Annotated in this window: 11 protein-coding genes; 8 read left to right on the top strand and 3 right to left on the bottom strand. The window is 63.6% G+C overall.

Going from position 1 to position 13,212, the window contains the following annotated elements:
* The first annotated feature begins 2 nt into the window (after positions 1 to 2).
* Complete coding sequence (locus tag Q7V46_RS11490; RefSeq protein ID WP_304913682.1) at positions 3 to 1,118, top strand: acyl-CoA dehydrogenase family protein; 1,116 nt, start codon at positions 3 to 5, stop codon at positions 1,116 to 1,118.
* Between the two features lie 74 nt (positions 1,119 to 1,192).
* A complete protein-coding gene (locus tag Q7V46_RS11485) occupies positions 1,193 to 2,569 on the top strand; it encodes an alpha/beta fold hydrolase (protein WP_304913681.1) in 1,377 nt (458 codons plus the stop codon).
* A gap of 47 nt (positions 2,570 to 2,616) precedes the next feature.
* Here the strand turns inward: Q7V46_RS11485 and Q7V46_RS11480 are convergent, their stop codons facing one another.
* Positions 2,617 to 3,174 carry an HNH endonuclease gene (locus Q7V46_RS11480; protein WP_304913680.1) on the bottom strand — a complete coding sequence of 186 codons (558 nt, stop codon included), beginning with the start codon at positions 3,172 to 3,174 and terminating at the stop codon, positions 2,617 to 2,619.
* A gap of 156 nt (positions 3,175 to 3,330) precedes the next feature.
* Between Q7V46_RS11480 and Q7V46_RS11475 the strand changes: the two genes are divergently transcribed.
* The 5 genes from Q7V46_RS11475 to Q7V46_RS11455 all read left to right on the top strand — a co-directional run bounded on the left by Q7V46_RS11475 (position 3,331) and on the right by Q7V46_RS11455 (position 10,049).
* Complete coding sequence (locus Q7V46_RS11475; protein WP_304913679.1) at positions 3,331 to 4,422, top strand: bifunctional riboflavin kinase/FAD synthetase; 1,092 nt, start codon at positions 3,331 to 3,333, stop codon at positions 4,420 to 4,422.
* Positions 4,423 to 4,565: 143 nt separating this feature from the next.
* Positions 4,566 to 7,475 carry an isoleucine--tRNA ligase gene (ileS, locus tag Q7V46_RS11470; protein WP_304913678.1) on the top strand — a complete coding sequence of 970 codons (2,910 nt, stop codon included), beginning with the start codon at positions 4,566 to 4,568 and terminating at the stop codon, positions 7,473 to 7,475.
* Complete coding sequence (gene lspA / locus Q7V46_RS11465; protein WP_304913677.1) at positions 7,475 to 7,984, top strand: signal peptidase II; 510 nt, start codon at positions 7,475 to 7,477, stop codon at positions 7,982 to 7,984. The genes ileS and lspA overlap by 1 nt, the downstream gene beginning before the upstream one ends.
* 169 nt (positions 7,985 to 8,153) lie before the next feature.
* Positions 8,154 to 9,305, top strand: a complete 1,152-nt coding sequence (locus tag Q7V46_RS11460) for an aminotransferase class V-fold PLP-dependent enzyme (protein WP_304913676.1) — start codon at positions 8,154 to 8,156, stop codon at positions 9,303 to 9,305.
* Between the two features lie 204 nt (positions 9,306 to 9,509).
* The gene (locus Q7V46_RS11455) at positions 9,510 to 10,049 is read left to right on the top strand and encodes a porin family protein (RefSeq protein WP_304913675.1); all 540 of its coding nucleotides are present in this window, start codon (positions 9,510 to 9,512) and stop codon (positions 10,047 to 10,049) included.
* Between the two features lie 91 nt (positions 10,050 to 10,140).
* Here the strand turns inward: Q7V46_RS11455 and Q7V46_RS11450 are convergent, their stop codons facing one another.
* Positions 10,141 to 11,133, bottom strand: coding sequence for a quinone oxidoreductase (locus Q7V46_RS11450; protein ID WP_304913674.1), 993 nt, complete (start codon positions 11,131 to 11,133; stop codon positions 10,141 to 10,143).
* A 153-nt stretch (positions 11,134 to 11,286) separates the two neighbouring features.
* Between Q7V46_RS11450 and Q7V46_RS11445 the strand changes: the two genes are divergently transcribed.
* The gene (locus Q7V46_RS11445; protein WP_304913673.1) at positions 11,287 to 12,225 is read left to right on the top strand and encodes a DMT family transporter; all 939 of its coding nucleotides are present in this window, start codon (positions 11,287 to 11,289) and stop codon (positions 12,223 to 12,225) included.
* Between the two features lie 21 nt (positions 12,226 to 12,246).
* Here the strand turns inward: Q7V46_RS11445 and Q7V46_RS11440 are convergent, their stop codons facing one another.
* Entirely contained in the window at positions 12,247 to 13,044 is a 798-nt protein-coding gene (locus Q7V46_RS11440; protein ID WP_304913672.1) for an SDR family oxidoreductase, read from the bottom strand.
* Positions 13,045 to 13,212 lie beyond the last annotated feature (168 nt).

The raw sequence follows: 13,212 nt of genomic DNA, 5'->3' as shown, positions 1-13,212 counted from the left end.
AAATGGACTTCGATTTCAGTGAAGATCAAGGCGCGTTGCGCGATGCGGTTCAGAAGTGGGTGGAAAAGGGCTACGACTTCGAGCGCCGCCGAGCCATCGTCACCGCTGGCGGCTTTGACCGCGTCGCCTACGGCGAGCTGGCCGAGCTGGGACTGGCGGGCCTCTATGTGAGCGAAGACGACGGTGGCCTGGGCATGGGCCCCGTCGAAGGCATGGTGGTCATGGAAGAGCTGGGACGTGGCATCGTGCTCGAACCGCTCGCCCAGACACTCATCACTTCAGGTGTGCTCGGCGGCTATGCCCCGGCAGAACTCAAGGCGGCCTGGCTGCCCCGCATGGCTTCGGGCGAGGCACTGGTGGTGCTGGCACAGCAGGAGCGCAAGGCCCGCTACAAGCTCGATGTGTGCACCACCACCGCTACCCCGGCGGGCAGCGGTTGGACCCTTTCGGGCACCAAGAACCTCGTGCCTGCCGCTGATCAGGCCGACGCCTACGTGGTGCCTGCCATGGCTGCGGGCAAGATGGCGCTGTTCCTGGTGGAAAGGACCGCATCGGGCGTGGACACGAGCGGCCACTTGACGCAGGACGGCAGCCGGGCAGGAGATCTGACGCTCAAGGATGCACCGGCCCAACTGATCACCACCGATGGTCTGACCGCGCTGGAGCATGGCGTGGACATCGGTATCGCCGCCGCTTGCGCCGAAGCGGTTGGGGTGATGGACAAGACGGTGTCCATCACCGTCGAGTACATGAACACACGCAAGCAGTTCGGCGTGGCCATCGCCACCTTCCAGGCGCTGCGCCACCGCGTGGCCGACATGAAAATGCAGCTGGAGCTGGCACGCTCCATGAGCTACTACGCCAGCCTCAAGCTCAACGCGCCCACAACCGAGCGCCGTGCAGCCATGGCGCGCGCCAAAGTGCAGCTGGGGCAGTCCATGCGCTTCGTGGGCCAGCAGGCGGTGCAGCTGCACGGCGGCATTGGCGTGACGGACGAATACATCGTCAGCCACTACTTCAAGAAGCTCACGCAGCTTGAAATGACGTATGGAGACAGCTTGCACCACCTGGGCGAGGTGTCGCAGCGAATGCAGGACACGGCGGGTGTTTTCGCCTAAGCCTTCCCTTTCCATCAACGGCCCGCAAATGCGGGCCGATTTGTTTCACCCCGCTCACACATCCACGTCAACCCATGACCACACGCCGCACGCTCCTCACCCTGGCCGCCAGCGGCCTGTTTCTAACCGCCTGCGCCACCACGTCACCCGATGCAGCACATCCGCCTATCGTGTTCGTGCACGGCAACGGCGACTCGGCCTCGATCTGGCAGACCACGGTCTGGCGATTTGAATCCAACGGCTGGCCCAGCGAGCGCCTGCATGCCATCAACCTGCCCTACCCGCTCGCACGCGACGACGACAGCAAGGCCCAGCCCGGGCGCACGTCGACCACCGAACACATGGCTTTCCTGAAAGGCGAAGTGGAAAAGGTGCTGCAATCCACCGGTGCGAAGCAGGTGGTGCTGGTCGGCAACTCACGCGGTGGCTACGCGATCCGCAACCACATCCAGAATGGTGGCGGCGACAAGACAGTGAGCCACGCCGTTCTGGGTGGCACGCCCAACCACGGCGTGTGGGCCGTCAAGGGCTTTCGCGAAGCGAATGAATTTTCAGGCACGGGACCCTTCCTCACCGCGCTCAATGCACCCAAGAACGCCGCTGGCGACGAAGTCACCGGGCCAGTGAAGTGGATGACGATCCGCTCGGACAACAACGACAAGTTTGCCCAGCCGGACGGTTTGTGGATCGGTGCAAAAGGCACACCCACCAACGTGAGCTTCGACGGCCCCGCACTCAAGGGTGCGAACAACGTGGTGTTGCCACGCGTCGACCACCGCGAGACTTCGTTTTCGCAGGCGGCTTTCGAGGCCACCTACCGGTTCATCACCGGCAAAGATGCGACCACTTCCATCATCCAGCCCAAGACTCCGATCGTGCTCAATGGCAAGATCACGGGACTCGGTCTGGTGCCCACCGACCCGGCCACCGGCAACTACAGCAACAACCTGGCGCTACCCGGCGCCCAACTCGCGGTCTACGCGACCCAGCCCGCCACCGGCGAAAGGTTGGGCGAAGCCGCGCACAGCAAGGTTGTGGGTACGGACGGACAGTGGGGGCCGTTCACGGCGCAAGCGGGGGTACCCTACGAATTCGTGATCAGCGCACCGGGCTATGCCACCACCCATATCTACCGCAGCCCGTTTCCCCGCTCCAGCGATCTGATTCATTTGCGTGCCGAGCGTCCAGCGGCTGCCGACAAGGACGCCAAATCCACCATCACCCTGACCCGCCCTCGCGGCTACTTCGATGCCGAGCGCGACACCATGTCTTTGGATGGCAAGGCCTTGCCGGGTGTGCCATCCTCAGGCGCAGGTGTGTCAAGCACCAAGCTCAATCTGGCTCAGGAAGGTGTGCGCCCCATCACTGCTGTGTTCAATGGAGAGCAGATCACCGGACGGACATGGCCCGCAGTGGAAAACCGTGTGGTGGTGCTTGAGCTGACCTACTGAAATCCCAACCGGAGCGGTCCTTGCTGGACTGGCCCACATCGGCTTTGTCAGGCGTGCAAACGCGACGTCTTCGGCAAATGGGACATCAGGAACTCCATCTGGTCGGCCAGAATGCGGCGGTTGCGCAAGATGAAATCCTCCCACAGACTGGGCACATAGGGTGCGTAAAGCAGCGGCATGTGGGCCTGCTCGGGCGTGCGGTTGCCCTTGCGGTGGTTGCACGACTTGCACGCCGTGACCACGTTCATCCAGAGATCCCGCCCGTTTTGCCCCAACGGCTGAATGTGTTCCCGGGTCAGGTCTTCTTCGTGAAAGTGGTTGCCGCAATAGGCGCACACGTTGCGGTCGCGCGCAAACAGCTTGCTGTTGGTCAAGGTGGGGCGCAGGTCGAAGGGATTGATGCGCGGAACCCCCTGGGTGCCGATGATGGAGTTGATGGTGATGATCGACTGCAGCCCGGTGACCGCGTTGTGACCACCGTGGAACACGGCAATCTCCGCGCCCATTTCCCAGCGCACTTCATCCGCAGCGTAGTGCAGCACCGCTTCTTCCAGGCTGATCCAGGACTGCGGGAGCCCCTGAGCAGACAGCTTCAGAACCTTCAAGACCCACCTCCATGTTGAAACACAACCGGACAATCTGCCTTCAGCACACCGCGCATCCGCCACGATGGCGCGCGAGCTGCGTGTGTCAATATACCGTGCTTCTGTGACAAAAATACCGGCCACCATGCAAAGCCCGTGCCGGATGCAATATCTCCCATGAAAATCATTCGAGGACTCTGGAACCTGCAACAGAACAAGCCCAGCCAGGCGGCAGCAGGCCGCGCGCTGACGATCGGCAATTTCGATGGTGTGCATCGTGGGCACCAGGCCATGCTGGCATTGCTCAACAGCGAGGCCCGCCACCGCCATGTGCCGAGCTGCGTCATGACGTTCGAGCCGCATCCCAGAGACTATTTCGCCGCACTGCACCGCAAACCCGAGCTGGCCCCGGCCCGCATCGCCACGCTTCGCGACAAGCTCCAGGAACTGTCGCGCTGTGGTGTTGACGAATGCGTGGTGTTGCCTTTCAACGCTGCCCTGGCCACGCAGACAGCGCCATCGTTCATAGAAGACACGCTGGTTCAGGCGCTGGGGGTGCGTTACGTGCTGGTCGGCGACGATTTCTGTTTTGGTGCGCAGCGCAAAGGCGACTACGCCATGCTGGACGCGGCGGGCGGCCGAATGGGTTTCGACGTGGCGCGCATGCAGAGCTATGAGGTGCATGGGTTACGGGTGTCGAGCTCGGCGGTGCGAGAAGCCTTGTCTGCCGGTCGCATGGACGATGTGACGGCCCTGCTTGGCCGTCCTTACAGCATCAGTGGGCACGTGGTCCACGGGCGCAAGCTGGGCCGCGAACTGGGTGCCAGCGCAGCAGGCAAAGGCGACGGTTTTCGCACGCTCAATCTGCGATTTTCCCATTGGAAGCCAGCCGCCAGCGGCATCTTCGCCGTGCATGTGCATGGGCTCGGCCCTGAGCCTGATTCAGCGCCGCTCCCCGGCGTGGCCAACCTTGGCATACGACCTTCGCTCGACCCGGGTGATGTCAATGGCGGGCGCGTGTTGCTGGAGACCCATTGCCTCGAATGGCCGCAGGCCATGGCGAGCGCCCTGAACGAGGGGGAGGCCTACGGTAAAATCATCCGTGTGGAACTGCTGCACAAACTGCACGATGAACTGAAGTACGACAGTCTGGAAGCCCTTACCAGGGGAATAGCGAACGACTGCGACGACGCACGTGCCTTCTTTGCCGCGCTGCCGCCCCAGGCCTACGTGCAGACCCACCGCCAAACCACCCGCGACCGAATTTGACGACATGAGCGGTCCCGGTCGCTGCCCTTCGACAGGCTCAGGGCGATCGGTTTTCTCCTCTTCCCCACGCTGCGTGGCTTGTGTGTCCCAGCAGCATCCGGTCCGTTCGGGCTGAGCCTGTCGAAGCCCTATCCGAACCCATCATGGCTGAGAAACCTGCTGCTCCCCCCGCCAAGTCAGACGCCGGTGGCGGTGCTTATCGCACCACGCTGAACATGCCCGACACGCCTTTCCCCATGCGTGGCGACCTGCCCAAGCGCGAGCCGGGCTGGGTCCAGGCGTGGAACGATGAAGGTTTGTACCAGCGCCTGCGCGTGGCGCGCCACGGTGCTCCCCTGTTTGTGCTGCATGACGGCCCGCCCTACGCCAACGGCAAGCTGCACATCGGTCACGCACTGAACAAGATCCTCAAGGACATGATCGTCAAGAGCCGCCAGCTGGCGGGCTTTGACGCCCAGTACATCCCCGGTTGGGACTGCCACGGCCTGCCGATCGAAAATGCGATCGAAAAACTGCACGGGCGCAAACTCTCGCGTGACGACATGCAGGCCAAGAGCCGCGCGTTCGCTACCGAACAGATCGGCCAGCAGCGCGAGGATTTCAAGCGCCTGGGCGTGCTCGGCGACTGGGAACGCCCCTACCGCACCATGGACCCGGCCAATGAGGCGGGTGAAATTCGCGCGTTTAAACGCGTGATCGAGCGTGGCTTTGTCTACCGCGGCCTGAAGCCGGTGTACTGGTGCTTCGACTGTGGCTCTTCGCTGGCGGAATTCGAGATCGAATACGCCGACAAGAAAAGCGAGACGCTGGACGTGGCTTTCGAAACCGACGATGCAGTCCAGCTCGCCGCCGCCTTCGGTCTGCCCACCCTGCCCGCGGGCAAGTCCGCCTTCGTGGTGATCTGGACCACCACCGCCTGGACCATACCGGCCAACCAGGCGCTCAATGCCCACCCCGAATTCACCTACGCACTGGTGGACACGCCCATGGGCTGCCTGGTGCTGGCCGAAACCCTGGTTGAGAAATGCCTGGAGCGCTTCGGCCTTTCCGGCACTGTGCTGGCAACCGCCCGAGGCGACAAGCTCGGCGGCCTGAATTTCCGCCACCCGCTGTTCGACGTGGATGCGGGCTACCAGCGCTTGTCGCCCGTGTATGTGGCCGATTATGTGAGCGACGCCGACGGCACCGGCATCGTGCACTCGTCGCCCGCCTACGGCCTGGACGACTTCAATTCCTGCGTCGCCAACGGCCTGGCGTACGACGACATCTTGAACCCGGTACAGGGCAATGGCGCCTACGCAGAGGAATTTCCCTTGTTCGGTGGCCTGCACATCTGGAAAGCCGTGCCCGTGATCCTGGAGGCGCTGAAGAACGCCGGTCGCCTGATGGCCACGCAGACCATCACCCACAGCTACCCGCACTGCTGGCGCCACAAGACCCCAGTGATCTACCGCGCAGCGGCCCAGTGGTTTGTGCGCATGGATGAGGGCGAGGGCGTTTTCACCAGGGACAAGGCGACCAGGACCCTGCGTCAATTGGCGCTGGACGCCATCGAACAGACCAGCTTCTACCCGGAAAACGGCAAGGTGCGTCTGCGCGACATGATCGCCAACCGGCCCGACTGGTGCATCAGCCGCCAGCGCAGCTGGGGTGTGCCGGTGCCGTTCTTCCTGCACAAGGATTCGGGCGAGCTGCACCCGCGCACCATGGAAATTCTCGATCAGGCGGCCGACATCGTGGAGAAAGGCGGTATTGAAGCCTGGAGCCGTGTCACTGCCGAAGAGATCCTGGGATCGACCGACGCGCCGAATTACACCAAGAGCACCGACATTCTGGAGGTCTGGTTCGACTCGGGATCGACCTTCCAGCATGTGCTGCGCGGCAGCCACGCGCAGGCCTACGACCGCCTGCCGTACCACGACAACGGCCCCGAAGCAGACCTGTACCTCGAAGGACACGATCAGCACCGCGGCTGGTTCCACAGCTCGCTGTTGCTGGGCTGTGCGCTCCATGATCGCGCGCCTTACAAAGGTCTGCTGACCCACGGTTTCGCCACCGACGGCCAGGGCCGCAAGATGAGCAAGAGCCTGGGCAACACAGTGGAGCCCCAGAGCGTCAACAGCAAGCTGGGCGCGGAAATTGTTCGCCTGTGGGTGGCATCCACCGACTACTCGGGTGACCTCAACATCGACGAGAAGATCCTCGCCCGCGTGGTCGATGCCTACCGTCGCATTCGCAACACGCTGCGCTTCCTGCTGGCCAACGTGAGCGACTTCGACCCGGCCAGGGACGCCGTACCATTCGACCAGATGCTGGAGATCGACCGCTACGCCCTGGCCCGCGCGGCACAGCTTCAGGCCGAGGTACTCGCCCACTTCGAGGTTTATGAGTTCCACCCGGTGGTGTCCAAGTTGCAGGTCTACTGCTCGGAAGATCTGGGTGCGTTCTACCTCGACGTGCTCAAGGACCGCCTCTACACCACGGCACCCAGGAGCCTGGCCCGCCGCAGCGCCCAGACCGCGCTGCACCAGATCACCCACGCCATGCTGCGCTGGATGGCGCCCTTCCTGAGCTTCACGGCCGAAGAGGCCTGGCCGGTGCTGGCGGGGCCGCAGAACCAGGGTTCGATCTTCTTCGAGACCTTTGCGAGCATGGCTCCGGCCGATACCGCCCTTCTCAGCCGGTGGGAGCGTGTGTGCGAGCTGCGCAACGCCGTGAACAAGGAGATCGAGACCGTTCGCGAAGCGGGCCAGGTGGGCTCTTCGTTGCAAGCCACCGTGCGCATCACCATGCCTGCCGTTGATTACGCCTTGTTGTCCTCGCTTGGCGACGATCTGAAATTCGTGTTCATCGTGTCCCAGGTCACTTTGCTGCAAGGGGACGCGCTGGACATCGAGGTGGTGCCCGCCACCGCCGCCAAGTGCGAGCGCTGCTGGCACTACCGCGATGACGTGGGCAGCCACGCTGAGCACCCCACGATCTGCGGCCGCTGTGTGAGCAACCTGGCCGAAGCGGCAGGTACGGGCATGGGCGAAGCTCGCAAGGTCGCCTGATGGACAACGACCGCGCTCCCATCTGGCCCTGGCTGGGTCTGGCCGCACTCATCGTGTTGCTGGACCAGCTCACCAAGGTGCTCATCCTGCTCAACTACGAGCTGGGCGACAGCACCTATGTGACGGGCTTTTTCAACATCGTGCGAGTGCACAACTCTGGCGCGGCCTTTTCCTTCCTGGCTTCGGCGGGGGGTTGGCAGCGCTGGTTCTTCACCGGCATCGGTGTCGTTGCCACGGTGTTCATCGTCTGGATGCTGCGTGCGCACCGGGGGCAGCGGCTGTTTTCCTTTGCGCTGGCCTGCATCCTGGGTGGCGCCATCGGCAACAACCTGATCGACCGCCCGTTGCACGGCTATGTGGTGGACTTCTTCGATTTCCACTGGGCTTTCCTCTCCGGCATCTTCCATGGCGGCCATTTCCCGGCCTTCAACGTTGCCGATGCGGGCATCACCATCGGTGCCATCTGCCTGATCCTCGACGAAATCCTTCGCATCCGGCGCGCACGCTGACCGGGCTGCCGGGGCGCGGCTGCGCGCGGCTCGCAAAGAAGAGGGCGGCAGCCTGGGCCCGGCAACGCAGCACACCTGGCTGGATCGCCAGTGGCCCCAGAAGCTGCGATCGGGCAGGGCCTGTGCTAATCTGAAAGTCTGATTGCAAGACCCTACCAGGAGACCTCCCATGCCCGGACTGCTGCCCGATATCGATCCCGATGGTCTTTACGAGTTTTCGGTGGTCTACACCGATCGCGCGCTGAACCACATGTCCAAGCGCTTCCAGGGCGTGATGACCGACATATCGGCCATGCTCAAGCGCGTGTACGGGGCTCATTCGGCGGTGCTGGTGCCCGGTAGTGGCACCTTCGGCATGGAATCGGTGGCGCGACAGTTTGCCCACGGCAAGCACGTGCTGGTCATCCGCAACGGCTGGTTCAGTTTCCGATGGACCCAGATCTTTGAGATGGGCAGCATTCCCGCCAGCCACACCGTGATGAAAGCGCGCCGCGCCACCGATGAGTCACAGGCGCCCTGGTCGCCCGCCACAATTGACGAGGTGGTGGCAGCCATTGCGCGCGAGAAGCCTGCGCTGGTGTTCGCCCCCCATGTGGAAACGGCCGCCGGCATGATGCTGCCCGACGACTACCTGCGCGCCGTGGCCGACGCGGTGCACGCGGTGGGCGGCCTGTTCGTGCTGGACTGCATTGCTTCGGGCGCCATGTGGGTGAACATGCAGGCCACGGGCGTGGACATCCTGATCTCGGCGCCTCAGAAGGGCTGGAGCAGTTCGCCCTGCTGCGCCATGGTGATGCTCAGCGCGCGCGCACGCACCGCCATCGACCACACGCAGAGCACCACGTTTGCCATGGACCTGCGCAAATGGCTGCAGATCATGGAGACCTACGAAGGCGGGGGCCACGCGTACCACACCACCCTGCCCACCGACGCATTGCTGCGCCTGCGCGACACCATGAAGGAAACCGAGGCCTACGGCTATACCCGCGTGCGCGAAGAACAAATCCAGCTGGGCCGCCAGGTGCGCGAGCTGCTGGAAAGGAATGGGTTTTCCAGTGTGGCCGCCGAGGGCTTCAAGGCGCCCGGCGTCGTGGTGAGCTACACCACCGATCCTGATATTCAGTCGAGCAAGAAATTCCTGGCCGCAGGCCTGCAGGCCGCCGCAGGTGTGCCGCTCCAGTGCGACGAACCGGCCGATTTCCGCACTTTCCGCATTGGCCTGTTCGGACTCGACAAATGGCATGACGTGCCCGCCACCCTGCACCGTCTTGAGCAGGCACTGCAGACCATGGGTGTGACCGAGATGGCGGCATCCACCTGAGAATCCACCTGCGAGACCGAGGTGTTTTAGGGTGTATCTGCAGAACCTGAGCCATCCCCGCTCACCCGCGCACTTACCTATTGAGACACACGTAGCGCCTGCTTTCCCTGTGAGCAGGAACAACGATGCGAATGGGTGGTCCACTGAAGTGTTGCCCCTTTTGAGGGCGGCATTTTTCACACTCTCTATCGGAGGACCCCTCGCATGAAACATCTAGGCAAAATCGTCGCCATCTCCGCTGTGGCACTGACCGCGGCCACCGCACAGGCTCAAGGCATGTACGGTGAACTTGGCTACAGCCACCTCAACTTCGAAGAGACCGACACCGCCTTCTCGGCCAAGGTCAATCCTTCGATGGTTCGCGGCATCATTGGTTACGAACTGAACCCGAATCTCGCCGTTGAAGGTCTGCTGGGCCTGGGCATGCAATCGGACGACGTGCGTGTGGGTGGCGCCAGCCTCAAAGGCAAGGTGGACAACGTGGCTGGCGTCTTCATCAAGCCCAAGGTCCGCCTGGGCGAAACCGTGGAACTGTTCGGTCGTGCCGGCATTGCAACCACCAAGGTCAGCGCCAGCGCAGGCAACCTGAGCATCTCCGACCGAGGCACGAGCTTCGCTTATGGTGGTGGCGCCAGCTTTGCAGTGACACCCGCCCTTTCGATCAACGGCGACTACATGCGCTACTACGACCGCAAGGGTATCAAGGTCGACGGCATCACCGTCGGTGTGGGCGTGAAGTTCTGATCGAACCCAGCTCCATCAAAAGCCACCTTCGGGTGGCTTTTTTTTGCGATGGTGTCCGGGGGGCGAACACACGCACCCCGGACGGCGCTGATCAGGGAAGAATGACGGTACACCCTGTGGTTTCTCTGGCTTCCAGGCTGCGGTGGGCCGCCTGGACTTCGGTCAGTGCAAACCGCTGGTCGATCCGGATCTTGACCTGGCCGGCTTCCACCACCGCGAACAGGTCGTCGGCCATGGCCTGGGTGCGCTCCCGGCTGGTGATGTGGCTGAACAAGGTTTGCCGCGTCACGTACAGCGACCCCTTGGGGCCGAGGATGCCAGGCGCGAACGGTGCCACCGGGCCGCTGGCGTTGCCAAAACTCACCATCAGGCCAAACGGCATCAGGCAGTCCAGCGATTTGTCGAAGGTGTCCTTTCCCACGGAGTCGTAGACCACTTTCACGCCTTTGCCGCCGGTGATTTCCTTGACGCGGGCAGCGAAATCTTCCTGACGGTAGTTGATGGTGAATTCCGCACCATGCGCCTTGGCCAGCGCGCACTTGTCGTCCGACCCGGCCGTGCCAATGAGGCGCAGGCCCAGCGCCTTGGCCCACTGGCAGGCGATCAGGCCCACACCGCCGGCGGCGGCATGAAACAGCACGAAATCGCCCGCGTTCAGGCCTTCCACCGGCAGACAGCGCTTGAGCAGGTACTGCGCGGTGAGGCCCTTGAGCATCATCGCCGCACCGGTTTCGAAGTCGATGGCGTCCGGCAACTGGCACACGTTCATGGCTGGCATCACGCGCACATCGCAATAGCTGCCGGGTGGATTGGCTGCATAAGCCGCACGGTCGCCGACCTTGAGGTGCGTCACGCCGGCACCCACCGCCTCGATCACACCGGCGCCTTCCATGCCCAGCTGGAGCGGCATGGTGTTGGGATAGAGACCCGTACGCTGGTACACATCGATGTAGTTCAAGCCCACCGCGTGGTGACGGATGCGCACCTCCCCCGGACCCGGGTCTCCCACCTCCACGTTATCCACCACAAGTTGATCGGGGCCACCATGGGCGTGAATGCGCACGGCGCGACTGGTCTGGGTCATGTTTATCTCCTCGTCTGGAATGGATGGAATGAGCGAAGCGAAGCACTCGCAAATGCTACTGCCAATGCTGCCACGAAACACGCGGGCTCTCCGCCCGCACAGGCGTCAGCCCCGCAACAGCACAGGGCATGCGGCGGTGGTTACAGTGGCGCCATGTTTGCGAACCCATCTGCCCGCCTCACTCCCACCACGCTCGCGCTGCTGATCCTCCCGCCCCTGATGTGGGCGGGCAATGCCGTGGTGGGCCGGATGATGCAGGGCATCGTGCCTCCCTTGACGCTGAATTTCCTTCGGTGGTCGCTGGCGTTTGCAATGCTGCTGCCGATTGCTGGCTGGGTATTGCGCCCGGGCAGCCCGCTGTGGACGCACTGGCGGCGTTTTGCCCTGCTGGGCCTGCTGGGCGTGGGCCTGTACAACGCGCTGCAGTACCTCGCGCTCAAGACTTCGACCCCGATGAACGTGACGCTGGTGGCTTCGAGCACGCCGGTGTGGATGCTGCTGCTGGGACGCCTCTTTTATGGTGCGGCAGTTTCGCGCCGGGCCGCGATCGGCGCGGTGCTTTCGCTGGCCGGTGTGGCGGTGGTGCTCTCAAGAGGTGACTGGGCGCAGTTGCAGGCGGTGCAACTGGTGCCGGGTGATGCCTGGATGCTGCTGGCCTCGCTGCTGTGGGCCTGGTACAGCTGGCTGCTGGCGAAACCGAAACCGGGCTCCGAGCCTTCCGCCATCAAGGCCGACTGGTCGGCGTTTCTGCTGGCGCAGATCGTGATGGGTCTGGGGTGGTCCAGCATGATGACCGCAGGCGAGTGGTGGCTGCTGCCGGCGCTGGATGAAGGTGCATCGCACATCGTCTGGGGCTGGCCGCTGGTGGCCGGACTGATCTTTGTCGCCATCGGGCCTTCCCTGCTGGCCTACCGCTGCTGGGGGGCGGCCGTCTCCCGGGTGGGGCCCGCCATGGCCAGCGTGTTCTCGAACCTGACGCCTTTGTTTGCAGCGCTGATGTCGGCCACCCTTCTGAACGAACCCCCCAGGGCCTACCACGCCCTGGGGTTCGTGCTCATCGTGGGCGGGATTCTGGTGTCTTCGCGGCGCTGATCGCAGCACCGCGACCGGTTTTCAGAACGTGCCCGGGTAGGCACCACCATCGGCGAGCACATTCTGGCCCGTCATGTAGGCCGCGTGCATGCTGCAGAGGAACGCACAGATCGCGCCAAATTCCTGCGGGTTGCCGTAGCGCCCGGCTGGAATCTGGGCCTGCTGAGCGCGGCGAATGTCTTCAATGCTCTGGCCGGTCTTGTCAGACGCAGCCTTGAGTGTGGCCGCGATGCGGTCGGTATCGAACTTGCCGGGCAACAGGTTGTTGATGGTCACACCCTGCGCTGCCAACGGGCTTCGTGCCACACCCGCCACGAAGCCCGTGAGACCACTGCGTGCGCCGTTGGACAACCCCAGGATGTCGATCGGCGCCTTTACCGCGCTGGAGGTGATGTTGACGATGCGCCCGAAACCGCGCTCGGCCATGCCGTCGACCGTGGCCTTGATCAGCTCGATGGGTGTGAGCATGTTGGCGTCGACCGCCTTGATCCACGCCTCGCGGTCCCAGCTGCGGAAGTCGCCCGGCGGCGGTCCGCCAGCGTTGTTGACGACGATGTCGAACGCCGTACCCGGGCCGCCCGCCACCGACAGCGCAGCAGCTCGGCCTTCGGGCGTGGTGATGTCGGCCGCCACGGTGAGCACCTTCACGGCATGGGACGCCTGCGCAATGGCCGCCCCAGCAGCTTCAAGAACGGTTGCTCCGCGCGCCACCATCACCACGTTGACGCCTTCTGCGGCCAGCGCCTGCGCGCAGCCCAGTCCCAATCCCTTGCTGGCCCCACACACCAGCGCCCACTTGCCTGCAATACCCAGATCCATTTTGTGTTCTCCTTAAAAGTATTTCAATGGCGCCGGAGCGGCACCAACGGTTTTCTGAAACGATGAACCCAAGCCCTTCCGGCGAGGAGAGTCTGAGGTCCAGAGATACCGTGGATCCGGCTCCGCCGGGCCACTGGTATCGCCCCCTGGAGGGGGAAGCGCGAAGCG

This window comes from Hydrogenophaga sp. (assembly GCF_030651625.1).
In the GTDB taxonomy this organism is placed as follows: Bacteria; Pseudomonadota; Gammaproteobacteria; order Burkholderiales; family Burkholderiaceae_C; genus Hydrogenophaga.
This window is presented reverse-complemented; position numbering and strand designations above follow the sequence as displayed.